We start from the raw sequence: 26,552 nt of genomic DNA, 5'->3' as shown, positions 1-26,552 counted from the left end.
TTTTTAATAAAATAATTGATATTCAGCCTATTCAGTGCGTTTCGAAAGATATTTATTATAAATCCAATTGAATGCGTAATTCCTTTAATTGTGTGCTGTCAATGGCTGCAGGAGCATCAATCATTACATCTCTTCCGGAGTTGTTTTTTGGGAAAGCAATAAAGTCGCGAATAGTTTCCTGTCCACCTAAAATAGCCACTAAGCGATCCAATCCAAAAGCAAGTCCTCCGTGTGGTGGTGCTCCAAACTGGAAAGCATCCATCAGGAAGCCAAATTGTGCTTTTGCTTCTTCATCGGAGAATCCTAAATATTTAAACATCAATTGTTGTGTAGCTTTATCGTGAATACGAATTGATCCACCACCAATTTCGTTTCCGTTTAAAACCATGTCGTATGCATTGGCACGAACTTTTCCGGGTTCGGTTTCTAATAAAGCAATATCTTCCGGTTTGGGAGAAGTGAAGGGGTGGTGCATCGCATGGTAACGACCGCTTTCTTCATCAAACTCTAATAATGGGAAATCAACAACCCAAAGTGGTGCAAAAACATCCGGATTGCGTAATCCTAAACGAGTAGCTAATTCCATTCTCAAAGCACTTAATTGTGCTCTGGTTTTGTTAGCCGGTCCTGAAAGTACAAAAATCATGTCTCCGGCTTTTGCACCAGTAACTTTTGCCCAATTTCCTAAATCTTCTTGATCATAGAATTTATCTACAGATGATTTAAAGCTTCCGTCTTCATTACATTTTACATACACCATTCCTGATGCACCGACCTGAGGACGTTTTACCCAGTCAATTAAGGCGTCAATTTCTTTTCTGGTGTAACTTCCTGCTCCCGGAACTGCAATTCCTACTACTAATTCGGCAGTATTGAAAACGGGGAATTCTTTGTGTTGTGCAAATTCGTTCAACTCACCAAATTCCATCCCAAAACGGATATCCGGTTTGTCGTTTCCATAAGTTTTCATCGCATGTTCATAGGTCATACGAGGGAATTTGTCCACTTCAACTCCTTTTATTTCTTTTAGCAAATGACGTGTTAGCCCTTCGAAAATATTTAAAATGTCTTCTTGTTCCACAAATGCCATTTCGCAGTCAATTTGAGTAAACTCAGGTTGACGGTCGGCACGCAAATCTTCGTCACGGAAACATTTCACAATCTGGAAATATTTATCCATTCCACCTACCATCAATAATTGTTTGAAGGTTTGTGGGGATTGTGGTAAAGCGTAGAATTGTCCTTCATTCATGCGGGAAGGTACTACAAAATCTCGAGCTCCTTCCGGAGTCGATTTAATTAAATAGGGTGTCTCTACTTCGCAGAAATCCAAATCAGATAAATATTTACGCACTTCCATCGCTACTTTGTGACGGAATAATAAACTGTTTTTTACCGGATTTCTTCTGATATCAAGGTAGCGGTATTTCATTCGGATGTCTTCCCCACCATCTGTTTCATCTTCAATTGTAAAAGGAGGTGTTAAAGCGCTGTTTAGAATGTTTAACTCAGAAACTAAAATTTCGATTTCACCCGTTGGGATATTTTTATTTTTAGCTTCACGCTCAATAACAGTTCCTTTTACCTGAATTACAAATTCTCTTCCAAGAGTTTTTGCTAATTCAAATACTATTTTTTCAGTACGACTTTCGTCGAAAATTAATTGTGTTATTCCATAACGGTCTCTTAAATCTACCCAATTCATGAATCCTTTATCACGTGATTTCTGAACCCAACCCGCAAGTGTGACTTCGGTATTAATATGTGAGGCGTTTAACTCGCCACAGTTATGACTTCTATACATTCTTGAAAAATTTAATTATTTGATTTGTAAGTCCGTTTAAAGACCGGCTGCAAATTTAGAACTAATTATGTACATTGAATTGAGAAAATTGATTTTTTAATAGTAGTGGTAATAAGTAGTTTTAATTTCCAATGTTAAGTTTTTATCCAATGTTACTAAATTGTTACTAAATTGTTTTTTAAATGTAAATTAATATGTAATTTTGATAAAAGAAACCACGTAAAATTTTACATTATGAAAAAATATATAGTTATCGGAGCAATTTTAATTACAGGGATGATTTTTGCACAAGCACCTAAACCACAATTAGAAGCAGTAGGAAACAAAGTAAAAGCAACTTATTTTTATGAAAACGGACACGTGCAGCAAACAGGTTTTTATAAAGACGGAAAATTAGACGGAAAATGGGTTTCCTATGATAAAGAAGGAAACAAATTAGCTATTGCTGAGTACAAAAAAGGAGAAAAAGTGGGGAAATGGTTCCACTGGAATGCTTCAACTCTAAGCGAAGTGGATTATGCTGATAATAAAATTGCCTCTGTAAAAAACTGGAAAAAAGAAGCAATAGTGAACATTGATTAAATGTGCAATTGTTGATTCAAAAAAAGGCTTTTCCTATTCAGGAAAAGCCTTTTTTTAGCTTCATTATTTTTTTTCTTTATGACTTTTTAATTTAAAGCTGGCATATAAAGTTATTGTCGAGAGTATAATCCAGAAAACATCTATAAAAAATGTTTGAAATTGATTGTTGTTATAAGCTATCCAAAACCAGTTTCCTGTTTTGATACCATTTACAACAGGAATCATAAAACCCAGTATACTTCCCGAAATTAAACAAAACTGATTAGTAAAACGATTGTTTTTCTTTAGAACAAAAAAGATGCTTAAAAGTAACCAGCTGATAAAATATACTGAATACGTATTGTCTCTCCCCAGAGGATAATACATTTTAGCAATAATAAAGGTAAATGCGGTAACCGGTAGCATGCTCAGGCAAATCGCCAAATAAATGCGGACTACAACTTCATTGAAACGTCTTTTTTTCTCAGGTATACTTTTCTTATTTCTTGCAACCAACCAAATCATAACTCCTGAAATGATTACAAAACAGGATAAAATTCCCAATAAAAAACTGATTATTTTTAAACCATAACCGCCATAGTCGCCAAAATGAATGCGATACAAAATGTTTTTTACACAATCTAAATAGGTGGTTTGTGTCAGAGGATTTTTTTTAGATACGATCTCCCCGGTGGCAACTTTATAAACTACTTCACCAGCACCGGTAAATTTTTTGTCATATTCGATTTCTCCTTTTACAGTTACGTGCATGTTAGCATCCCCATAGTTTTGAATTTCTACACGGGTAATATTAAAATCATCCCAGTTTTTCTTAGTATTTACAACCATTTCATTAATACTGAACGGTTTGGTTAATACTTTGTATTTAAATGGATAATCAGTGCCGAAATATTGTAATTCTGTATATAATTTTTTCTGATCTCCCTGATAAAGCAATTGAACGCTGGGAGCTACAATGACTAATTTTATCATAAAAAAAGCACCCGTTACTGCATATACAAACTGGAATGGTAAACCCAGCATTCCCAGAGAAGTATGTGCGTCGGTCCACCAGGTTTTTAATTTTTCTTTTGGACGAAAAACATAAAAGCTGGAAATAATTTTTTTCCAATGTAATAAAACTCCGGTGACAATGGCAAAAAGAAAAAACAGAGCAATAAATCCGGACAGATAATAACCTACAGGATAGGGAATTTGTGCCAGAAAATGCAAACGATAAATAAACTCGCCCAGATTGTATGATTCCTCATAGGTCGATGTTTGATAAGTCTTATTGTTTAAGATAAGGTATTTTGATTCTTTTGCCTTATCAGAAGCCAGGCTGCCTTTTGATGCTTCAAGTGAAATTCCTGTGCTATGCTTATTCTGAGGTTGATAAAAACTGATGTTTCTGCCCTGTAAATCATAAGCCGAATCTAATTTTTTCAGAGCCTCATCAAAATTTAATTGTATCGTTTGACTTGCTGAAGTGGGTGTCCCTTTTTCCCAGCTTGCAATATCTTCTTTAAAAAATGAAAATGAACCTGCAAAAAAGATTACGTATAAAACGACGCTGATTACAATTCCACTGACAGTGTGGGTATGAAAAAAGATGTTGTAATTTCTATTATTCATAATTATTGTGCTATCGGATTATAATTTTGCCCTAAGTATAGTATTGCTGAAAAGAGCAGGCTTAATGCTAAGTAAATCAGCCAGATTTTCCATCCATTCTTAGCTAAGAATGCCACTACCATCAATGCCACCCAAAGGATAAAACCACTAAAAGCCATTGTTATAATAATGTTGGCTCGGTTAAACCAGCTGGCTAAAGCTAAATGGAAGCTGATAGAGACCAGATAACCGCCTAAAATCGCTGCAGTTATTTTAGCAAAACGCTGCCATTTGGATTGTGTTAAATATTTTGGATTTGCTGGCATGGTTAATTAGTTATAACATTTCGATTAAAGTGGCCGTTGTAAAAAGTAGAATGACAAATGACGGTTTTATAATCTTTAAGGGACTTATAATGATAATCAGGCTTCCGATAGTCATTAATAGTATGAAGTAAATCAGTGTTCCTGAACCTAATGCTTTTTCGAGTAATAAAACAAAAAAAGCACTCAGCAACAATACTAAACCTACATATTTAGTAGGTCTGGTATTTTTTTTAATCCATTGCTCATATGGCCTGTCATACGAAACATAGGTTTTTTGCGAAGTATAATAAAGTGCATAAAAGCCCATGAAGATTAGAAAACTTACAACTGAAATCATAACTTAATATACTAGAATCAGCTTAGCTGGAAATAGACTGTCTAAGCTGATTTGTTTTTATACTATTAAAATTTATAAGAGAAACTGGCTGACGCGCTTCTCATGTTTCTGGGATGAATCGTTGACCATCCGTCGTAGGTATCTACGTTAGCAATGTTATCAATTTTTAATGTTAAATTGAATTTGTCATTTCCATAGAACACAGAAGAGTTCAGAACCGTATATTCAGGTATAGTAAATGTTCCGGTAACCAGACCGTGAGTAATTTTGTTTTCACCGGAATAGTTTCCTCCAAATCCTAAACCAAATCCTTTTAATGTATTATTTTGGAATCTGTAACTTGCCCATAAATTAGCTGTATTATAAGCACCAGCACTTGTTGGTCTGTATCCCACAGTATTAATATCTCCTTTAGTTACTCCGGCATCTACATAGCTGTAACCTGCAACAATGTTGAATCCCTGAATTGGGTTGGCAATAATTTCGGCTTCAAAGCCTTCATTTCTTTGAGCTCCGTTCTGAAAGTATGTAATATCAGTTGCTGAGTTACGAATGTTATAAACACGGTCAGTAACTTTAATGTTATAGTAACTGATTGTTGTGTATAATTTATCTTCAAATAAATTCAGTTTTGTTCCAAATTCTAATTGGTCTGCATGTTCAGGATCAAAAACTCTTGGTGTTCTGGTGGATCCGTTAATGTCTTCCGCAGGGGCAACATTTGTAAATCCGTTCATATAGTTGGCAAAAAGGGATACTTTATCTAAAACAGGCTGGAAAACTACTCCAAATTTTGGAGAAAGTGCTGTTTGATTGTAGCCTCCGTTTTGAGCATTCATAAATCGGTCTACGCGCAAACTCGCCATAGCAGATAAATTAGGCAAAAAGTTGATTACATCTGATACATAAGCACTGTATACTTCCTGTTTTTGTTTGGAATTATTAACAGTTGCTCCGGCTAATAAGGCATCAGTGGCATTTTTACTCAATTTACCGTTATCTCCTGTAGTTATATATTTTGTAGGATCAGTTATTCCAAAAACATTTTCGTTTACAGTTTGTAAATTATCATTTCCAATATATATAGTTCCATTAATAATATACCCTGTACCATTGTCAATAATTTGTCTGTTAAAATAATCCAGCCCCGCTACAATTCGGTTTCTCAGTTTTCCAATTCTGAAATCACCAATAAAATTTTGTTGAATATCGGTTGCTAAAGTTGTTGAGTTTTGATAGTTTATATAGCGAGCAAATACTACACCGTCTGTAATGGCCGGAAAAGACGAAGTACCTTCAAATAAATAGCTGTAATAGCCTTCTGATTTTGCCGATGTTCTGGAAACAGCGGTTTGTGAAGTCCAGGAATCATTTATTTTATAAAACATTTGCCCTTGTAAGTTGAAAGAAGGAGTTTTAATTGATAATTGATTACTGGTGTAAGAGCGCTTGTTGTCGTATCCTAATTCATCCATGTTTTTGACTCTTAGTGGAGTAGAACGGGTCAGGAACAACATTGTTGCATTCGTCGCTTCATTGCTTAAAAATTCAGTATTAATTAAGAATGAAAGCCTGTCAGACGCTTTATAAGACAATGATGGAGCTACAAATAGTGCTTTTCTGAATCCTGCATCCTGAAAACTATTTTCGTTGTGATAGGCAGTATTTATTCTGAAATTAACGGTTTTTTCTTCGTTAAGAGGCGTGTTAATGTCAGCTGTCACACGGTTTAATCCGTAGGAGCCTGTAGTATAATTTACTTCTCCGCCAAAACGGTCGTGTGGAGTCTTAGTAGTAATATTGATTAATCCTCCGTAGGAAACTAAAGTACTTCCAAATAAGGTTCCAGAAGGTCCTTTGATAACTTCAATCTTGTCTATGTTTGCCGGATCAAGACTTCCGTTAGACAATCCCGGTAATCCATTTAGAGCTCTTGGCTGAACTGCAAAACCACGTAGAGAAAAATAACCCGCACCGTCTGAACCTCTTCCCGTTGATGTCCAAAGTGGCTGTATGCCAGGAGCATTTTTTAAGGCGTCGTCAATATTAGTAACTACCTGGTCTTTTAATAATTCTGAAGTGATGGTGGTATAAACCTGAGGATTTTCAAGATTTTTCAGAGGTAATCGTGATACCTGAACATTTTCTTTTCTGGCAAAATTGTTCTTTTTATTACTATTAACGGTTACTCCTGAAAGTTCTTCTGAATTAACATTGATTTCAGCATTTTGAATTAATTCCTGACCTGAAGACAAGATTATTTTAAATTCTTTGGCGATGTATCCAATAGCCGAAATTTTTAAAGTATAACTTCCGGGCTTTACATTTTTAATTTTATAATTTCCATTTGCGTCTGTAATGGTACCCCATCTGGTTCCTTTTAGAATAACAGAAATGTTTTCAGGAGACTGTTTGTCATTTAAGCTCACTTGTCCTGTTATTGTCCCTTTTTCCTGTGCCCAGCTTGGATTAGAAAATAAGAGAATAAATAATGAAGTTAAAATAATCAGCGTAGCCTTTGTTTTCATTTTATTTAGAATTGTTTTTGATAGCGCAAAAGTAAAGAGTGAAATGCGAAAAACCAAATAATTTTAATTTATTCTAAATAAGATGCTAAAAACTGATGTTGCTGAAGGAAGTATTATTACAAAACTAATAAAGCCTGTACGGTAGTTTGTACAGGCTTTATTAGTTTTGTCTTTGAATGTAAAAATTAAACTGTATGTTTTGGGGTAAAACCGTCTTCGCTTAATTCTTTATGGTCATAATCCGCCACCATTTCGGCATCGTAATCTACTTTTTCATCTTTGCCCATTCTCCTTAAGATAGAGTCAAATAATGAATATACTACTGGAACGATAATCAAAGTCAGAAATAATGATGATGTCAAACCACCAATAATTACCCAAGCCAAACCGTTATTCATTTCTGCTCCGGCTCCTTTTGCAATTGCAATCGGAATCATACCAAAGATCATCGCAATGGTAGTCATCAAAATCGGACGAAGACGCGCATGATTGGCCTGAATCAATGCATCATGAGTATTTTCTCCTTCAGCTTTTCGCATATTCGCAAAATCGACAATCATAATTGCATTCTTGGCTACCAGACCGATTAACATAATCATACCAAGCATCGTAAAGATATTTAATGAATTTGCTGTTAATGCCAGAATTACCATTACTCCAATCAATGCTAACGGAATTGAAAACAATACCACAAACGGATATACAAACGAGTCATATAACGATACCATAACCAAATAAACTAATATGATAGCCGCTAATAACGCAATTCCTAAGGTACCCATACCTTCAGTTTGGTTTTCCATATCTCCGCTCCAAATGTAATTTACACCAGCTGGTTTCGTTTTTTCGTTATCCATAAACTGGGCTGCCCATTCATTAGCAACGTCACCTATTGGACGACCTACTACTTTTGATTTAACCTTTACAGATGGTGATTTATCTCTACGCTCTAGCAAACTTGGTCCAGAGCCCATTTTTACATCAGCAAACTGACTTAATCTAATTTGTTGTCCTTGCGGATTTGTAAACATTAAGTTTCTAACATCTTCAATAGATTGTCTGTTAGCATCACCAAAACGAATATTGATGTCATATTCATATTCTCCTGCTCTGAATTTTCCATCGGTATTTCCGCTGAAAGCCGTTTGCATGGTTTGTCCTATACTTGCTAAGTTTAAACCTAAGGATGCCATTTTATCTCTGTCAATATTTACCTGAACCTCCGGACTACCGCCATCTGATGATAATTCAGCATCTACTGATCCGGGTACTTTTTTAAGCAATTCAAGAATTCGATTTGCTTCTTTATTGGCTGTTGCATTATCCGGACCTGTAACTACCATTTCAATTGGTGCAGCATCTGCACCCATTAATCCTATAGGAGCGGTTTTAAATTCAACTCCCGTGAATTTTTCTTCTAATGCTCTTTTTACCTTAGCCGATTTAATATCTGTGCTTTCGGAACGTAATGATTTGTCTACTAGATTTACCTGAATTTCAGATTGATATAAAGTAGCCTGTGCAGCACCAAAACCGGTGGATTGTTGTCCCACGGTAGTAATCATATCTACTACTTCTTTATCATTTCTAAGAAATTTTTCAACCTGTAAAGTTAATTGATTTGTTTTTTCTACCGAAGCATCCTTGGTTAATTCCATTTGAACTAAAAATTGACCTCTATCGGTTTTAGGAAAGAATTCTCCACCAATAAATCCACCCCCAAGTAATCCCATTGTAGTTACAATTAAAAGGACAAATGTTAAAAACACAGTAAGGAATCTTCTTAAAGTTGTTCTTAGACACCACTCTAAAATTCCTGAAATCCAGTGTGTGAATTTATCTAATTGTTTTTCAAAACCAAGAATAAATCTTTCGAAAATATTTTTTCCAGTAAGGTGAACTAATTTACCGTATCTTGAGGATAACCATGGAATAATGGTGAAAGAAGCTAGTAAAGAGAACATTGTTGCGATTACTACAGTCACACAAAATTGAGCTAATATATCTGCTACTAATCCGGAACTCATCGCAATTGGTAAGAACACTACCACGATTACCAATGTAATAGCGGTTACTGTAAATCCAATTTCTGAAGCACCGTCATAAGCAGCGCGAATTCGGCTTTTACCCATTTCCATATGACGATATACGTTTTCTAAAACCACAATCGCATCATCCACAAGAATACCAACTACTAATGAAAGTCCTAATAAACTCATTAAGTTTAAGGTGTATCCCATCAAGTACATCCCGATTACAGTTGCGATTAACGAAACTGGAATAGAAACCATTACAATAAAGGCATTTCGGATGTTGTGAAGAAATAGTAACATCACAATTGCAACCAAAATAATTGCTAAGAACAAATCGAAGATTACGTGATCTGCTGCTTCTAATGTAAAATCGGTAGTGTTATCTACAATTTTTACTTTTACCGCTTGTGTTTTATAATCCGTTTCTACCTGAGCAACTGTTTTTTCTATTAATTCAGAAACCGTTACTGCATTGGCATCCGATTGTTTCTTAACCTGCATTAAAATAGTTGGTAACTGATTGTATCTTGCTACTTTTTCAGTATCTTTTTGAGAATCAAAAACGCTTGCAATATCAGAAAGTCTTATCTGTGCTCCGTTTCTATTAGAAACCACAAGATTATTCATTTCGGCAATGTTTTGGTACTTTCCGGAAAGTCGGATAGTTGCTCTTGATGTTCTTGTTTTTAGAGCACCAGTAGGGAAATCAAGGTTAGATGTTAAAATTGCCTGTTGTACATCGCCTATAGAAAGGCCGTATCCTTGCATTTTCTTTTCATCTAAATTAACCTGAATTTCTCTTTCCTGACCACCTACAAGATCAACTTGAGCTACTCCGTTTACACGTGAGAATATTGGTTCGATTTTTTTATCTAAAAGATCGTATAATTCTTTATTATTCAGTTTATCACTGGAAACACTCATGGTGATAATAGGAAGATCATCTAATGAGAATTTTTGAAGAGATGGAGCATCTACATCTTCAGGAAGATCTCCCAAGATTGCATTTACTTTTCTTTGCGCGTCATTCATAGCGTAGTTTACATCGGCACCAGTGTTTAGCTGAACCATTACAACTGATAAACTTTCGTATGATGAAGCTTCTACTTTTTTTACGTTTTCCAGAGCACCAACGGCATCTTCAATCTTTCGGGTTACCGAAGTTTCTACCTCACTTGGCGAAGCTCCCGGATAAACCGTAGAAATAGTTACCATATTAGTTTCAAACTTCGGGATTAACTCGTACCCCATTAAGGAGTAGCTTAACAAACCTCCTAAGGTAAGTATCGTAAATAGTACGATTACCAGGGATGGTCTTTTAATAGATATTTCTGCTAACTTCATTTTTATGTTACTTTATGATGTTAATTTTAGAACCGTTGTCCAGGTTGATTTGTCCAGAAGTAACTACTTGTTCTCCCTCATTTAATCCGTCTAAGATTTGAACTTTATCACCGTATACTTTTCCGGTTTGTACCTTAATTAATTTTGCAGTTCCATTGTTTATTACAAACAATTGCCCTGAACTTACTCCGTTTACAAATGCTGTTGCAGGAACGGTTATCATATTTTGAGTTTCAGCTCCGCTATTAGTTTTAAAATTAGCTGTAGCATACATACCTGCTTTTAAATTTCCACTGTTTTGAACTTCAATTTCCACTGGAAAATTTAATGAAGCATCACTTTTAGGGGCAATAAAAGTAATTTTTCCGCTAAAGTTTTCGTTTGCTAAAACATTAACATTTATTGATACTTTTTGACCTATTGAAATTTTCCCTATTTGACTTTCATCCACTAAAACAGAAAGTTTTAAAGAGTTAATATTAACGATTTCGAACAAAGCAGTTCCAGGCGAAACTACCATTCCTGGTTCAACCATCTTTTTATTAATGGTACCACTAATTCCGGCTTTGATTCGGGTGTCGTTTACTTTTACATTTTGTGATTTTAAAGCAGCCTGAGCATTTTTCAACTGTAATCTTGAATTGTCAAGCTGTTGTTTTGTAACACCACCGGTTTTATAGGCGTTTTCATAACGTTCATTATCGGCAATGGCATTTTGTAAATTGTTTTGTGCCTGAGTTACTTCAACTTCAATAGCGTCCCTTTTGATAGTAGCCAGGGTTTGTCCGGCACTAACTTTCGATCCTTCTTTTACAAGAACACTTAGAATGCGACCTGAAATTTCTGCGGCTTGATTAATTTCTTGTTTTGGAAGAAAAGTACCATTGGCAACATAAGCGGTATTAATATTTTCTCTGGAAACAGTAATGGTATTTACGTTGATTTTATCTACTTGTTTAGCAACTTCGGCTACTTCTTGTTGTTGCTTTTCTTTATTATTTCCAATTTTGTAAGCTGCCAGTCCTATTAAAACAGCTGCTACGATGGCATATATTATTTTTTTTTTCATTTTAGTTATTTATTAAGTTTTTAAGTTCTCCTTTTGATTTTATTAGTTTAATTTCTGCCAGTTTATAATCTAAAATTGCGGCAGTATAATTGTTCTGTGCTTCGGTAGAAGCATTTTCTGCATCGAGTAAGTCTGTTAAAGAGGCTAAACCCTGCTGATAGTTATTGTTGATGTTTTTCAGAATTTCATCCGCTAAACTCATGTTTTCTTTTTGATTTTGCAGCGTGATGATGCTGTTCTCAATTTGAGTTTTTGCGTTTTTGTAATCTAAATCTAAAGATAACTGCGTGTCTTTAATATCTTCCTGAATCGTTCTTAGTTCAATATCAGCTTGTCTTATTTTAGCTCTTGTCCCAAAACCTGAGAAAATAGGAACTCTTAAATTCATCCCAATGGTTGAAAAATCTGACCAGTAAACACCGTCAGATGGTTTTGCAAACAATGGCATCTCAGGACCCTGACCAATGTAATTGTAGCTTGCTGAAAGAGATAGTGTTGGGTAATAGCCTGCAATTATTGATTTTTTTTGCAGTACTAATAATTCTTCCTGTTTTTTGAGCAGTAAATATTCAGAACGATTATTGGTATTTGGAGCATCTGTAAAAGCAGCAGGAGTTATTTCAAATTCTGTTTGCGGGATTTCGATTTGTGCATCCATTGGCATTCCCATATAAAACTTCAACGCATTTTCCTGTAACTGCAGCGAGTTAATAATTTGTTGTTTTTGAGTATTGATATTAGAAAGATTTACCGTCATTCTGTCTAAATCAATTCTTTTGGCTAATCCGTTATCAAATTGTCCTTTTACAATATCGCGAACTTTAGTAGTTGTTTTTAAATTACTTTCAGCAAGCGCCAGCTTTTGACGTAAAACATATACCTGATAATAATTATTAGCCACTCTTTCAATAACCTGTTCTTCGGTTAGCTGATTGTTGATCTGATAAAATTCACGGGTCGTTCTTGCTGCTTTCAAACCTGTAAAAACAGATTGATCAAATAACGCCTGTGTTAAAGATACACCTGCTGTAGAAGTCCATTTTTGTCCTAATGGTGCTAAAATTGTCGTTCCCGGTGTGCCGAAAAAATCGCCCGGTAAAGCATTCAACTGCAAAATAGGATTATAAGTCAAATTTCCGTTTGCCGAAATTTGAGGTAAAGCTCTGGAGCGAACTTCCTGAATCTGATATTCGCTGTTTTCAATTTGTAATTGCGCTTTTTTAGCATCTGCCTTATTTTCCAGTGCATACTGAATCGCTTCTTTGAGTGTTAGCGATTTAATTTCCTGCGCTTCGATGGAAACGGCTAGAAATAATATGGTGATTAAAATTATTCTCTTCATTGATTATTAATTATATTAAGATTTGATAATTGTTTATTTAACTCAGTAATTCCTTTTTCTGTAGCCATAGCTCTGGTGTGGTATTCTAAAGCTTCAAGTTCTATTCTTTTAGCTTCGCGTTCAGAACTGGTATTTTCATTGATATGAAAAATCAGGATGTAATAAAACTTTACATAAGTTTCAACATCAAGATCGTTTCGGTATAAGCCTTCCTGAATTCCTTTGGTGATGTTTTGTCTAAAACAGTGTTCGCATTGGTTTACTTCCTGTTCTAGAACCCGCTGGTATATTTCAGGATAATGTTTTTTTAACTGATAAATAGGAGAGTTGTCCAGGCTGCTGTTAAAAAGTTCTCCAAACATTTTTCTGATTTCAAAATTCTCCTGGATGGCATTGTAGTTCTTCGCTACAACACTGTCAATTAATTCATGCACCTGTTTGTGAACCAGTTCGGTGCTTTCCTGAATTAATACTTCTTTGTTGCAGAAATATTTATAAATGGTTTTTTTAGAAATACACATTTCACCTGCTATGTCGTCCATGGTGATGCTTTTAAAACCTAATTTTAAAAACATTTCGCTTGCCTTGGAAATAATCTTCTCTTTCATTGTTGTCTTACTTTCATTATTGATTACATACTAAACTCTACGTTGGCCACTAGTTTTATATCCTGTCCGGTTGTTAAACCGTTATTAGTGTGAAAAGAATTAGAGGCTAATCCAAAATCTTTTCGGTTAATAGCTGCCGTGAGTTCAAAAGCTATTTTTTTTTCTCCGTCTAAATAGTCATTTTCTATCAGTTCAACATCAAGTTCTACTGTTTTAGTTATGTTTTTGATGGTTAAATCTCCTTTTATAAAATTAATATTTTTGTTAATTTTTTGAAAAGATGTGGATTTAAAGCTGATAGTGGGGTATTGATTTACGTCGAAAAAATCATTCAGTTTTAAGTAATTACTAAACTGTTCCAGCTTGGATTCCCTGTTTTTAACATCTAATGAAAAAGCTATTGTGGCGTCTTCAATCTCATTGTTGTCAAAATCAGCATAGCCTTGAAAACTGTTGAATGTACCTCCTAAATAGGCAATTATTGAATGTCTCATTCTGATTAAAACATCCGATTCATTTGAATTAACTTTCCATTTTGTCTTCATGATGCCATAGGTTTTTTACAATTTCTTCCGATGATATAAAGTTTTTCCTGATTAGAAGCGCTTCGGAATTTAATTGTTAAATATGGCGCAAATATAGAACGGAAACTTTAAAAACCAAAATAGTTTCCATTGTATTTAAAATAATTTAACATTTCATTGATAATCGAAGTTTGTAATCCAGTGTGAATGCTGTAAATTAGCCCAAAATTATGTTTATGCACGCCTTAAGTCAATATCAGGAATTCGTAACAGAATATCTTAAATCGCAGTTAGAAGTAAAAGAACCTAAAAATTTATACGAACCCATACATTATATATTGCATCTTGGCGGGAAAAGAATTCGTCCTGTTTTAACGGTGATGAGTGCGGAAATTTTTGATGTTTCCTATGAAAAAGCATTACCGGCTGCTTTAGCTGTTGAGGTTTTTCATAATTTTTCATTGGTACATGATGATATTATGGACGATGCGCCGTTGAGAAGAGGGAATGTCACTGTGCATGAAAAATGGGATACTAATACCGCTATTTTGTCCGGAGACGCAATGCTGATTCTGGCTTATCAGTATTTTGAAAAATATGAACCTGTAATTTTTCAGGCGTTAGCTAAGTTATTCAGTAAAACAGCGCTGGAGGTTTGCGAAGGTCAGCAATGGGATGTGGACTTTGAAACTCGAAATGACGTTACCATTCCGGAATATTTAAAAATGATTGAATATAAAACTGCTGTTCTTGTGGCTGCGGCAATGAAAATGGGAGCTGTTATAGCTCAGACTTCTGATGAAAATGCTGATTTAATTTATGAATTTGGTTTGAATTTAGGATTAGCGTTTCAGTTGCAGGATGATTATCTGGATGCTTTTGGCAATCCGGAAACATTTGGAAAGCAGGTGGGTGGTGATATTATTGAGAATAAAAAAACCTATTTGTATCTAAAAGCAATGGAATTTGCTAACGCGATGGACAGGCAGGAACTGGCTGATTTATTTTCGATTCAAATGGAAGAAAATGAAGCTAAGATTGTTCAGGTAAAAGAAATATTTATCAATTCAGGAGCTTCGGCTGCAACTAAGAAAGCGATTGAAGTCTATACTTTTAAAGCTTTTGATACTTTAGATAAGATGGATGTTGAGGAGGATAAAAAACAAATTCTCCGTTCTTTTGGCGAGAATCTGATGGGGCGTAAAGTTTAAAAATGATAAACAGGATTCTATTTCTTCCCGAAAAACCAAATGCCGGAATGCAATTGTTATTGGCGTTTTTGTTTCCTGTTTTTACTTTTACGGCACTCGGAATTGATTCTGTCTTTTTTGCCGGACGTTGTTTTGACGGAAGGCAAATAACTAATTTTATTTCGATAGTTTATTTCCTGATTTTCTTTTTTGCATCTGATTCCTATTTGAGGAAATTAATGTTTATCATGGTCTTTTTATCTTATTTAGGTGAAATTATCTTTTGTAAATGCTTAGAAATGTATCATTATCGAAATGAAGCTATACCTTTATATGTTCCTTTTGGTCACGCAATAGTGTATGCTTCAGGTTATGTTTTTGCACATACAAAATGGGCAATCAGGCAAGAACGAAAATTAAAAGTGTTTTTTCCAATATTGTTTATCTTGCTGTTTCTTTTTGTGGGTCTTTTTTTAAATGATATTTTTTCTTTGATTTTCGGTATTTGCTTTTTTTTACTTTTAAAAAGAAAGCGTTGGGAAAATCTCTATTTTTTTATTGCTCTTTGTGTTGTTTTTATAGAATTAGTGGGTACTTTTTTTCAATGCTGGATTTGGGAACCTGAAATTTTCGGAATAATACCTACAGTAAATCCGCCTCTTGGAGCAGTTTTCGTTTATGCCGGCGGAGATGTGCTTTTAGTTAAGATTGTTGAACTTTTGGAAAGGCAAAAAAGAATATTAACCTGTTGATTACTGTTATGAATTTTATTAGTCCTGTAAATACTGATTTGTTGTTTGAAGAAGCGCAAAAAGATGCTTTGTATTTGAAGTTAGTCGAGCAATTAAACAAAGATTTCAATCTGGCTAATGAAGGAGTGGATTTTCCTATGAGTATTTCTCCGGAAGAACTAAAGATTCAATTGCATGAGAAAGTCTATCGGTTAATCCAGTATAAGTTTGCAGAATATTTGAATTTGCTTTATGTAATTGATGTCTCTGAAGATGAAATCAAAAAGTTGGATGGCTCTGATTTAGTTGTCTTAGCAGAACAAGTTGCTTTTTTAATTTTAAAAAGAGAATGGCAAAAAGTGTGGTTCAGAAATAAGTTTAAATGAGTTGCTGAGAAGCTAAGATTCTGATTTGCTGAGGTTGTTTGAATCTCGGATTTTCTCTATGTCCTTTTTGAATTCTTGAAGATCTGAACGGCTTTTTTCTCCAAGAACGTATGTCATTTCATCAAAATCAATTTTCTTCTTTAAATAATATTCGATTAGTATGGGTTTGATTTTTTGAAAATCATTAGAGTTTATTAGTTCGAAAAAGACTTTTATAGGTTCTTTTGATTTAAAGAAAATAATTAAGTAATTGTTGGTTCCGTTCGATAGAGCCGGGCCAATATGTCCTTTGGAAGTATAGATTAATTTTCCAATGTAGTCATCGTTTGAGATTTTAATTTTATTTATTTCGTCTAAAGAATAGTGAATATCATCTATAATAATTGAATCTTTTTCAAAAATCAAATTCCCTCCTAAAGTTCCTCTTACAGGCTCGATTTCTGTAAAACCTTTGAATTTGTAAAAAATACCAATAAACATACTTACTAGAGCCGACCATTGAAAAATAAGACCAATTGGTTTGAATATTTTTTCTGAAACGTAGCCTAACCCTAAAAGGGAAAATAATGTGCAATAATATATTTTGTTAGTGCTCCAGTAAATTTTTTTGGTTTTTTTAAAAATTGCAAATTTATTCATGATTTTGCTAGATCGTTATCTTTAAAATAAGTTTTAACTTAGAATCTTAGAAACTCAGTGCCTCAGCAACTTTGATCAAAAATAAAACCGTACAAAAGGCATAAACGCATCGCTGTAAGCACTTTTGTTGTCGTCATGTAAAACATTGTACCTGGCGCCAATAGTTACATTTCCACTGCGGTAACCGGCGCCTAGGAACAAACCAGTGTTCCAGAAATTGTTGCTAAAACCATCATTGTCGCCAATTCCTTTGACATTGACTCTTAATTGTTCCAGTTCGGCAGAAAGCTGAATTTCAGGAATAGGATTGAAAAGGGTGATTAAGCTTCCGCCGTAAAGGTTTGAATTGTAAAGATCTTTTTGTTTTACATAGGTATATTGTGCGCCAAGACCTACTGCAAAATATTCATTTACATTATAAATCGCACTTGGAGAAACGGAAATATCAGTGTATCTGTTGCCAAAACTTAAGCCTAATCCGCCTCCAAATTGTACTTTCTGCCAAAAATTATTACCGGATTTAAAGTTGGAACTCTGATTTTGAGCTGATAATTGAGCTGAAAAAAATCCGATTAAGACGGTCAAAATTAAATTTGATACGCCTAAGACATGTTTTTTTGTCATAAGTAGTAAGGTATTTAACATTTTAATAGTTAAAAGTGTTTTAATTTACAGGTAAATTTAGTTGATTATTGTACTTTTGCCAAACTATTTTAACAAAAAGTATATTCACAATATTATGGATAGGTTTTCATTTTTAAATGCAGCGCATACCGAATTTTTCGCTCAATTATACGATCAATATTTAGAAAATCCAGATAGCGTTGAGCCTAGCTGGAGAAGTTTTTTCCAGGGTTTCGATTTTGGAATGGAAACTTACAATGAGGAGAATCCAGTTCAATACAGCAGAGAAGTTGCTTCAGCTTCAGTGTCTCCTGCAGCTGTTGATAACAGCAAGATTTCAGAACAACTTCAAAAAGAATTTAAAGTTGTAAAATTAATTGAAGGATACCGTACCAGAGGACATTTATTTACTAAGACAAATCCTGTAAGAGAACGCAGAACTTTTTCTCCTAGTCTGGATTTAGAGAATTTTGGTCTGTCGTCTGCTGATTTAGCTACTGTTTTTGATGCGGCTAAATTATTAGGCCTGCAACCTTCTTCTTTGTCTCAGATTATTGACCATCTTACAGCGGTTTATTGTCAGCATATCGGTATTGAATACATGTACATCCGAAGACCTGAGATTGTAGAGTGGATTCAGGAGAAATTAAATATTAATGAAAACCGCCCTACTTTTTCTGCTGAAGAAAAGAAGGGAATTTTAAATAAATTAAATCAGGCAGTTTCTTTTGAGAACTTCCTGCATACTAAATATGTAGGTCAAAAACGTTTTTCTCTTGAAGGAGGAGAAACAATTATTCCTGCACTGGATGCCTTAATTGAGAGAGCAGCCGAAAAAGGAGTAGAGCAATTTGTTATGGGGATGGCTCACCGTGGTCGTCTGAACGTTTTGGCTAATATCTTTGGTAAATCTACTCAGGATATCTTTTCTGAATTTGATGGAAAAGATTATGATCAGGAATATTTTGATGGTGACGTAAAATACCATTTAGGTCTTACGGCTGATAAAATTACCAAGTCAGGCAAGAAAATCAACATTAACTTAGCTCCAAATCCTTCGCACCTTGAAACTGTAGGTGCAGTTATTGAAGGTATTACAAGAGCAAAACAGGATAAATATTTTGCAAATGATTTTTCTAAAGTATTGCCTATCGCCGTTCACGGTGATGCTGCAATTGCAGGACAGGGAATTCTTTATGAAATTATTCAAATGGCACAATTAGATGGTTACAAAACAGGAGGAACCATTCATATTGTAATCAATAATCAGGTTGGTTTTACAACGAATTACTTAGATGCACGTTCATCAACATATTGTACGGATGTGGCTAAAGTGACTTTGTCTCCGGTATTGCACGTGAATGCTGATGATGCTGAGTCTGTAGTTCACGCCATGCAATTTGCATTGGATTTCCGTATGCAGTTTGGACGTGATGTATTTATTGACTTATTAGGATATAGAAAATACGGTCATAATGAAGGGGACGAACCTCGTTTTACACAGCCAGTATTGTATAAACTGATTGCAAAGCACAGAAATCCAAGAGATATTTATGCTGAAAAATTATTGTCTGAAGGTGTAATCGATGCTAATTTGGTTAAAACTTTAGAAAAAGAATACAAAGACGATTTAGATCATAATCTGGAAGCCTCCCGTAAAAAAGATTTAACTGTAATTACTCCGTTTATGCAAAATGAATGGAAAGGATTTGAACAGGTTTCCGATGATGTAATGCTGCAAAAAGTAGAAACTAAAGTTGAAAAAACAACTTTGGATTCAATTATTAAAACAGTTTCTACGTTACCGTCTGATAAAAAATTCATCAATAAAATTACAAAAATCGTTACCGACAGAAAAGCGGGTTACGACAACAATACTATCGATTGGGGTACTGCTGAGACTTTGGCTTATGGTACTTTATTGACCGAAGGCTTTGATATCCGTATCTCAGGTCAGGATGTAGAGCGTGGTACTTTCTCTCATCGTCATGCAGTAGTAAAAGTAGAAGATTCTGAAGAAGAAGTAGTTTTATTAGACCACATCGAAAACAAAAAAGGAAACTTCCGCATCTTCAACTCTTTCTTGTCTGAATACGGAGTTTTAGGATTTGATTATGGATATGCTCTGGCTAATCCAAACTCACTGACTATTTGGGAAGCACAATTTGGAGATTTCTCTAACGGAGCTCAAATCATGATTGACCAATACATTTCTTGTGGAGAAGACAAATGGAACAATCAAAACGGATTAGTAATGTTATTGCCTCACGGATACGAAGGTCAGGGAGCTGAACACTCTTCTGCACGTATGGAGCGTTATTTACAATTATGTGCCCGTCACAATATGTATGTAGCAGACTGTACAACGCCGGCTAACTTCTTCCATTTGTTGAGAAGACAAATGAAAACTAAATTCCGTAAGCCATTAGTTGTTTTCTCTCCAAAAAGTTTATTGCGTGATCCAAGATGTGTTTCTACAGTGGAAGAATTAGCTAATGGTGAATTCCAGGAAACTATTGACGATACTACTGTTAACAAAGCCGATGTGAAAACATTAGTTTTCTGTACGGGTAAATTCTACTATGATATTGTAGCCGAAAGAGAAAATAACGGACGTAATGATGTAGCGGTGGTTCGTATCGAGCAATTGTTCCCATTACCGGTAGAACAATTAAAAGCAATTATCGCTCAATATCCAAATGCGGATGATTATGTTTGGGCACAGGAAGAACCTAAAAACATGGGAGCTTACACGTATATGTTGGCTAACTTTGATTTGGTTAAATGGAGATTGGCTTCGTTAAAAGCATACTCGGCACCAGCTGCAGGAAGTTATACAAGAGCAAAACGCCGTCATGCAGATGCTATCAGAATGGTATTTGATAAAAATTTATTTAGATAGTCATTGCGAAGAGTTGCGAGGTACGTGGCAAAGCAATCTCATTAAAATATTTTTTTTTCAGAAGCTATTTCCTGCTGTCCGCTGTATCTTTTTCTTTTTAAAGAAAAAAAGAAAAAGGATGCCGCTGTCATCAGGGCTAGAATTAAACACAAAAGAATAACGATTCATACATTAAAAAATAAAATTCATAATTTAAAATATTAGGACATGATTTTAGAAATGAAAGTTCCATCACCAGGGGAATCTATTAAAGAAGTTGAAATCGCCACTTGGTTAGTAAAAGATGGGGATTATGTTGAAAAAGATCAGGCAATTGCTGAAGTAGATTCAGACAAAGCTACATTAGAATTACCAGCTGAAGCGAGTGGTATAATTACCCTAAAAGCAGAAGAAGGTGATGCAGTAGCAGTAGGAGCAGTAGTTTGCCATATTGATACTGCAGCGGCTAAACCGGAAGGATCAGCACCGGCAGCAGCACCTGTTGCAGAGACTCCAAAAGCGGAAGCTCCAAAAGCAGCACCTGCACCAGCGGCTCCGGCAGCACCAGCAGCTACTTATGCAACCGGAACTCCATCTCCGGCAGCTAAAAAAATATTAGACGAAAAAAATATCGAGCCTGCTTCAGTTTCTGGAACTGGAAAAGGAGGAAGAATAACTAAAGATGATGCCGTAAATGCAGTACCGTCAATGGGAACTCCTACAGGAGGAAACCGTGGTGCTGAGCGTACTAAATTATCCATGTTGCGTCGTAAAGTGGCCGAAAGATTAGTGGCTGCTAAAAACGAAACAGCTATGTTGACTACTTTCAACGAAGTGAACATGACGCCAATTAATACTTTGCGTAATGAATACAAAGATGCTTTCAAAGCAAAACACGGTGGTGTTGGTTTAGGGTATATGTCATTCTTTACAAAAGCGGTTACAAGAGCTTTAGAGTTGTTCCCTGATGTGAACTCTATGATGGACGGTGATTATAAAGTAGCTTATGATTTTGCTGATATCTCTATCGCAGTTTCCGGTCCTAAAGGATTAATGGTTCCTGTAGTTCGTAATGCTGAAAACCTGACGTTCCGTGGAATTGAAGCTGAAATCAAAAGATTAGCTATCAAAGCACGTGACGGTCAAATTACGGTTGACGATATGACTGGTGGTACTTTTACAATCACTAACGGTGGTGTATTTGGTTCTATGTTATCTACTCCAATTATCAATCCTCCACAATCAGGAATCTTAGGAATGCACAACATTATTGAGCGTCCAATAGCTGTAAACGGTAAGGTTGAAATTCACCCAATGATGTATGTGGCTTTATCTTATGACCACAGAATTATTGATGGTCGTGAGTCTGTTGGTTTCTTAGTTGCTGTAAAAGAAGCTTTAGAAAACCCGGTAGAATTGCTTTGCGGTGGAAATCCTAAAAAAGCATTTGAATTGTAGACTTCGACAAGCTCAGTCTGACAAACATATAAATCCCAAAGTTCATTTAAGGACTTTGGGATTTTCTTTTTATATTCGGTAATGCGATTATTCGTTAAAAACACCCCGCCCTTCGGGCACCCCTCTTAAAAAGAGGGGAAGTGTAACGCTTATAATCAATGCGGTTTTTTTTAGAAACTTTATCTTCCCCTCCTTTGGAGGGGTGCCCGAAGGGCGGGGTGGTTACTATATTTGAATCAAAAAATAAATCAGAGTATGGAATCCGAAATTCTTACTTATATTAATGAGAAGCCCATTTACAGGAGAAGTGTCGATTTGTTGCCATATAATAAAGCGCTATCTGGCAGGGCGAGGTCTTTGCGAAAAGCAGGAGTTTTGTCGGAAGTTATTTTTTGGAGACAAGTGCGAAATAATACTTTTTGGTCTATTGATTTTGACAGGCTGCGAATTATAGGTAGTTTTATTGTTGATTTTTATGTAAAATCTCTTGGATTAATTATAGAAATTGATGGTTCGAGTCATGATAATAAAGAAAAATATGATGCTATGAGAGAGGCGTTTTTGAGTAATTTAGGACTACATGTTTACAGGGTTTCTGATTTTAGAGTGAAACACGATTTGGATAATGTGATGAAAGAATTAGAAAATTATATTATTCAGGAATTCGGTGAATTATTAAAAAAATAAAAAAATAGAAGGATATGAAAATCAAATTACTACTGCTTACTATTGTTTTTAGCTTAAGTTCTGTTTTTGCAAATCCACCTGCTAAAAAACGCATTTTGGTGTATACCAAAAACGGAAAAGGCTATGTGCATAAAAACATTCCCTCAAGTGTGGAAGCCTGGAAAAAAATTGGCGAAGCAAATAATTTAATCGTTGATACTTCTAATGATCCAGGGGTAATGACGACCGAAAATCTGGCTCGATACAGCTGTCTGGTATTTTCGAATACCTGCAATGATATCTTTGATACCGAAGAACAAAAACAGGCTCTTGTCGACTATATTCATGCTGGTGGTGCTTATGTTGGAGTTCATAGTGCATCAGATTCTGAAAAAGACTGGCCTTGGTATGCTGAAATGGTAGGAGGAAAGTTTAAAAGGCATCCGGCTTTTCAGGAATTTGAAATAAAAGTAATTGATAAAAATCATCCGGCTACTTCAATGTTAGGAGAAAAATGGACAAAAGAAGATGAGTGTTATTATATGAACGAATTCAATCCTAATAACCATGTTCTTCTGGCTGCCGATATGCGAACAGTGAAAGATAAAGAAAAAGAAATCTATCCAGGGCGTACTTTTGGGGATTATTTACCTTTGGCCTGGTGTCATGAGTTTGAAGGAGGCAGAGTGTTTTATACCGCTTTAGGTCATGATAGTAAAGATTATGTTGATCCCGTATTTTTAAAACATCTTGAAGGTGGGCTTCTGTGGGCTTTGGGTAAGAAGCCAAAAGAGTTTCATTTGAAGAAAAAATAAAATAAATAGTGCATACAAAAAAGCCTTCTTTTTAAACTGAAAGAAGGCGTTGGGTTTTTTGATTCTATTTAAAAATTATAAGTTATCATTCCTTTTAAGAAGAATGGTGTTCCGGGTGTAAAATGAATTTCTTCTACAGGAGTTGATTCGTTTTGTAGTCTGGATTCGGTTGCAAATTGAGTTTCATTCCATTGGGTGTTGAATAAATTTTGAACTGAAATACCAAATATTAATTTCTTGTAGGTATAATTTAAATTGCAATCTGCTACAAAATATCCTTTAGCTACAATTGACTTATCCTCGTTTGCAGGTCTGTCATCCATGTAACGATAGCGAATTCCACCTGAAAAATTTTTCCAATTTTGTAAACTGATTCCAGCAGTATTTGTAAAAGCGGGAGCTAACGGAATATAATCTTCTCCTTTTGCTTCCTCTATGCTTCTCGCATGAGTGTAATTCCCATCAAAATCAAAAAATAAAAAATCATTCAATTGATAGCGTAAGCCTAAATCAATTCCCATTCTTTTGGTCTTTCCACTGGGTTCAACAATTCCTGCGTCACCTACATAGACAAATTCTTGTTGCAAATACAAATACCATAAAGCAGAATTGACAATTAATCTTGGAAAAGGTTTCCAAATCGTTCCTATATCGGTTCCAATAGCAGTAGGCAAAATCTTTTCTCCATTATTTGCTACTACAACTCTAGTGTCATTGGAATGGAATCCCATTCCTGATTTTATAAAGAATTGTAAATTGGCATTTTCAGAATAAATAAAATTCAATTTTGGAGAAATTTTTACTTTGTCTTCCGTTTGAGTTTTATAAGCTATTTGCAATTTGTCCTGATAATTGAATTTAAAATAGTCTAATCGAAGTCCGGGATTGATTGTCAGTTTTCCTAATGTAATTTCAGTATTTAAATAAGTAAACAAGTTAGACTGATTAATATCACCTAATTTAATTTGTTCCAGAGTAGTATTTCGGTTTATGGTATGGGATAATTCAGTGTCTGTTGTCTGATCATTGCGAACACCAACTCCCAATTGGTATAAAACATCAGTTGCTCCATAATGATGTTTGTTATTTAGTTCGGCGTTAATACCATAAATGTTTCTGTTTTCTTTTTGTTTGATTTGATCTCCATTTATTGGATCTTCAAAGAAAAAGGTAAAATTAGAATACAATTCAAATTGATAATTACTGTAAAAAGCATTAGTTTTTAAAAAGGTGTCTTCGTCAATATGTTTGTTCATCATAACATTGAAATTGGATCTTGAAGTAGTTCCTCCTTCGGTATCATCAACAGCACCAAATCTTGAAATAGTTCCAGTATCTACCAGTCTTTGTGGAATTTGTCCTGAAGCATCCCAATTGCTGGTAAAATGAGAGCCTGAAACAGAAATCGAGCTATTATCGTCCAAAATTGTCGAATATTTACCTAATATATTAATGCGATTGAAGTTTTGTGGAGAATCAAAAGGACCGTTTGTCATAATGTATTCGGTTGCCAAATAAGCACTCTGCTTTTTTTGGTTACCTAATAAATCAAATAAACCAATGGTTCTAAAAGTATCAAACTGTCCAACTTCAACTCCGATAGTACTTTTTTCGAGTTTATCTTTCGTTTTAAAATCAACATAGCCAGCAGTATTAAAGTCCCCTTTATTGGTATAATAAGTTCCTTTTCCAAAATCTATTTTATCAACCGTTTCAGGAATCACAAAATGTAAATCAGAATACCCTTGCCCGTGAGCATGAGAAACCATATTTACAGGCATTCCATCAACCGAAAGTGCTACATCTGTACCGTGATCGACATCAAATCCTCTCAAAAACATTTGTTCTGCTTTACCGCCACCAGCATGTTGTCCGATGAATAAACCAGGTACTTTACGCAATATTTCTTGAGTAGAATTTACAGGAGATGTTTCTAAATCAATTTGGGTAATTACGTTCATTGCCGATAATGTAGGTTGAATAACTACTTCTGATAATTGGAAAGTAGCGGGTTCAAGTGTAATTAAAATTACGCTATCACTAACAGTAAATTCGGTTTTTTTGAATCCTAAAGCGCTTATTCTTAATAGCGTATTTGTTGTGGTTTTATCCATACAAAAAATGCCTAATTCATTACTATGCGCATGATTATTAGTTATGGTGTTTAAAATATAGGCGTTTTCAATTGGATGTCCGTAATGATCTATAATTTTTCCTTTTATATTTTGGGCATTACAAATACAGTTTGTTAGTATTAATAGCAATGCTAATATTTTATTCATTTTTATTTTATTCATTTTAATTCTAAGCCACACTCCATACCGTTTTTTTTTAATGGCTAATTTAAATTTTACAATTTAATACTATCAATGATTTGTGTTCTGTTCTCATTTGTAATGATGCCTCCATTGGTTATTTGCCCCCCTTGAAGGAAGTAATAAGAATGAGACAATTCGAGTGCAAAGCCTACAAATTGCTCTACTAAAAGAACCGAAACATTTAGCTCTGAAGTGATTTTTGTTAGTATACGGCCTATTTCCTGAACCACATTGGGCTGTATTCCTTCAGCGGGTTCGTCTAGTATAATCAGTTTTGGGTCTATAACGAGCATTCTGGCAATGGCTAATTGTTGTTGTTGACCACCGCTTAGCATTCCGCCTTTTCGTTTGTTTATTCCTTTTAAATCAGGGAAATAATCGTAGCCTACTTCAAGTGCCTTTTTTAAATTCATTTTTCGAACTTCGCAGCCCAACAATAGATTTTCTTCTACTGTCAGATAAGGGAAAATCATTCGTCCTTGAGGCACATAGCCAATTCCCATTTGAGAAATTGTTTCTGAATCTAATTTAGAGATTTCTTGTCCGTCAAAAATAATTTCACCATTAGAAGAAGGTAGTAAGCCCATGATGGATTTTAACAGCGTTGTTTTTCCGGCTCCGTTACTTCCAATAATAGAACAAACTTCATTTTTGGGTACCTGAATGTTGATGTCGTGAATGGCTGCGGTTTCGTCTGAATATCCGGCGGTCAAATTTTTTATTTCTAACATTTTTATTTTGATTAGGATGGTGT

General features: G+C 34.9%; 22 protein-coding genes. 8 read left to right on the top strand and 14 right to left on the bottom strand.

Annotated features, from left to right (window positions below; all coding sequences use genetic code 11):
• Positions 1-55: 55 nt before the first annotated feature.
• Entirely contained in the window at positions 56-1,804 is a 1,749-nt protein-coding gene (gene aspS, locus ACSV4D_RS07255; RefSeq protein ID WP_439227676.1) for an aspartate--tRNA ligase, read from the bottom strand.
• A 234-nt stretch (positions 1,805-2,038) separates the two neighbouring features.
• Between aspS and ACSV4D_RS07250 the strand changes: the two genes are divergently transcribed.
• Complete coding sequence (locus ACSV4D_RS07250) at positions 2,039-2,386, top strand: toxin-antitoxin system YwqK family antitoxin (RefSeq protein ID WP_439227675.1); 348 nt, start codon at positions 2,039-2,041, stop codon at positions 2,384-2,386.
• 63 nt (positions 2,387-2,449) lie between these two features.
• Here ACSV4D_RS07250 and ACSV4D_RS07245 read toward each other — a convergent pair whose 3' ends face one another.
• From ACSV4D_RS07245 to ACSV4D_RS07205, 9 genes are all read right to left on the bottom strand, one after another.
• Positions 2,450-4,000 carry a PepSY-associated TM helix domain-containing protein gene (locus tag ACSV4D_RS07245; protein WP_439227674.1) on the bottom strand — a complete coding sequence of 517 codons (1,551 nt, stop codon included), beginning with the start codon at positions 3,998-4,000 and terminating at the stop codon, positions 2,450-2,452.
• A gap of 2 nt (positions 4,001-4,002) precedes the next feature.
• Positions 4,003-4,305: a hypothetical protein gene (locus ACSV4D_RS07240; RefSeq protein WP_408081564.1), complete on the bottom strand. Its 303-nt coding sequence runs from the start codon at positions 4,303-4,305 to the stop codon at positions 4,003-4,005.
• A 10-nt stretch (positions 4,306-4,315) separates the two neighbouring features.
• Positions 4,316-4,642 (bottom strand): hypothetical protein, encoded by a 327-nt coding sequence (locus ACSV4D_RS07235; RefSeq protein WP_408081565.1) that lies wholly within the window; start codon positions 4,640-4,642, stop codon positions 4,316-4,318.
• A gap of 65 nt (positions 4,643-4,707) precedes the next feature.
• Positions 4,708-7,170 (bottom strand): TonB-dependent receptor domain-containing protein, encoded by a 2,463-nt coding sequence (locus tag ACSV4D_RS07230; protein ID WP_439227673.1) that lies wholly within the window; start codon positions 7,168-7,170, stop codon positions 4,708-4,710.
• Positions 7,171-7,355: 185 nt separating this feature from the next.
• Positions 7,356-10,547, bottom strand: a complete 3,192-nt coding sequence (locus tag ACSV4D_RS07225) for an efflux RND transporter permease subunit (RefSeq protein ID WP_439227672.1) — start codon at positions 10,545-10,547, stop codon at positions 7,356-7,358.
• 7 nt (positions 10,548-10,554) lie between these two features.
• The gene (locus tag ACSV4D_RS07220) at positions 10,555-11,616 is read right to left on the bottom strand and encodes an efflux RND transporter periplasmic adaptor subunit (RefSeq protein ID WP_439227671.1); all 1,062 of its coding nucleotides are present in this window, start codon (positions 11,614-11,616) and stop codon (positions 10,555-10,557) included.
• A gap of 1 nt (position 11,617) precedes the next feature.
• Positions 11,618-12,958, bottom strand: a complete 1,341-nt coding sequence (locus ACSV4D_RS07215) for a TolC family protein (RefSeq protein ID WP_408081569.1) — start codon at positions 12,956-12,958, stop codon at positions 11,618-11,620.
• A complete protein-coding gene (locus tag ACSV4D_RS07210) occupies positions 12,955-13,566 on the bottom strand; it encodes a TetR/AcrR family transcriptional regulator (protein WP_408081570.1) in 612 nt (203 codons plus the stop codon). Before ACSV4D_RS07210 ends, ACSV4D_RS07215 begins: the two co-directional genes overlap by 4 nt.
• A gap of 23 nt (positions 13,567-13,589) precedes the next feature.
• The gene (locus tag ACSV4D_RS07205) at positions 13,590-14,111 is read right to left on the bottom strand and encodes a YceI family protein (RefSeq protein WP_408081571.1); all 522 of its coding nucleotides are present in this window, start codon (positions 14,109-14,111) and stop codon (positions 13,590-13,592) included.
• Between the two features lie 215 nt (positions 14,112-14,326).
• On the opposite strand from ACSV4D_RS07205, the gene ACSV4D_RS07200 reads away from it, so the two are divergent.
• Genes ACSV4D_RS07200 through ACSV4D_RS07190 form a run of 3 tightly spaced genes read left to right on the top strand, consistent with a single transcriptional unit; the run spans position 14,327 to position 16,397 of the window.
• Positions 14,327-15,301, top strand: coding sequence for a polyprenyl synthetase family protein (locus ACSV4D_RS07200; RefSeq protein ID WP_439227670.1), 975 nt, complete (start codon positions 14,327-14,329; stop codon positions 15,299-15,301).
• Between the two features lie 2 nt (positions 15,302-15,303).
• Positions 15,304-16,032 (top strand): hypothetical protein, encoded by a 729-nt coding sequence (locus tag ACSV4D_RS07195; RefSeq protein ID WP_439227669.1) that lies wholly within the window; start codon positions 15,304-15,306, stop codon positions 16,030-16,032.
• Between the two features lie 8 nt (positions 16,033-16,040).
• The gene (locus ACSV4D_RS07190; RefSeq protein ID WP_408081574.1) at positions 16,041-16,397 is read left to right on the top strand and encodes a hypothetical protein; all 357 of its coding nucleotides are present in this window, start codon (positions 16,041-16,043) and stop codon (positions 16,395-16,397) included.
• A 12-nt stretch (positions 16,398-16,409) separates the two neighbouring features.
• On the opposite strand, the gene ACSV4D_RS07185 is transcribed toward ACSV4D_RS07190, so the two are convergent.
• Positions 16,410-17,036 (bottom strand): hypothetical protein, encoded by a 627-nt coding sequence (locus ACSV4D_RS07185; protein ID WP_439227668.1) that lies wholly within the window; start codon positions 17,034-17,036, stop codon positions 16,410-16,412.
• A 75-nt stretch (positions 17,037-17,111) separates the two neighbouring features.
• The gene (locus ACSV4D_RS07180) at positions 17,112-17,660 is read right to left on the bottom strand and encodes a hypothetical protein (protein ID WP_408081576.1); all 549 of its coding nucleotides are present in this window, start codon (positions 17,658-17,660) and stop codon (positions 17,112-17,114) included.
• Between the two features lie 115 nt (positions 17,661-17,775).
• On the opposite strand from ACSV4D_RS07180, the gene ACSV4D_RS07175 reads away from it, so the two are divergent.
• From ACSV4D_RS07175 to ACSV4D_RS07160, 4 genes are all read left to right on the top strand, one after another.
• Positions 17,776-20,562, top strand: coding sequence for a 2-oxoglutarate dehydrogenase E1 component (locus tag ACSV4D_RS07175; protein ID WP_439227667.1), 2,787 nt, complete (start codon positions 17,776-17,778; stop codon positions 20,560-20,562).
• 207 nt (positions 20,563-20,769) lie between these two features.
• Positions 20,770-21,999, top strand: coding sequence for a 2-oxoglutarate dehydrogenase complex dihydrolipoyllysine-residue succinyltransferase (odhB, locus tag ACSV4D_RS07170; RefSeq protein WP_439227666.1), 1,230 nt, complete (start codon positions 20,770-20,772; stop codon positions 21,997-21,999).
• A gap of 255 nt (positions 22,000-22,254) precedes the next feature.
• Positions 22,255-22,686, top strand: a complete 432-nt coding sequence (locus ACSV4D_RS07165; protein ID WP_439227665.1) for an endonuclease domain-containing protein — start codon at positions 22,255-22,257, stop codon at positions 22,684-22,686.
• A gap of 14 nt (positions 22,687-22,700) precedes the next feature.
• Entirely contained in the window at positions 22,701-23,480 is a 780-nt protein-coding gene (locus tag ACSV4D_RS07160) for a ThuA domain-containing protein (protein WP_439227664.1), read from the top strand.
• 68 nt (positions 23,481-23,548) lie between these two features.
• Here ACSV4D_RS07160 and ACSV4D_RS07155 read toward each other — a convergent pair whose 3' ends face one another.
• Both ACSV4D_RS07155 and ACSV4D_RS07150 read right to left on the bottom strand, forming a co-directional pair.
• On the bottom strand, positions 23,549-25,762 hold the full coding sequence (locus tag ACSV4D_RS07155) for a TonB-dependent receptor (protein WP_439227663.1): 2,214 nt from the start codon (positions 25,760-25,762) through the stop codon (positions 23,549-23,551).
• Positions 25,763-25,830: 68 nt separating this feature from the next.
• Complete coding sequence (locus ACSV4D_RS07150) at positions 25,831-26,529, bottom strand: ATP-binding cassette domain-containing protein (RefSeq protein ID WP_408081581.1); 699 nt, start codon at positions 26,527-26,529, stop codon at positions 25,831-25,833.
• Between the last annotated feature and the right edge of the window lie 23 nt (positions 26,530-26,552).

The organism is Flavobacterium sp. ARAG 55.4, from assembly GCF_051846875.1.
GTDB lineage: Bacteria > Bacteroidota > Bacteroidia > Flavobacteriales > Flavobacteriaceae > Flavobacterium > Flavobacterium plantiphilum.
This window is presented reverse-complemented; position numbering and strand designations above follow the sequence as displayed.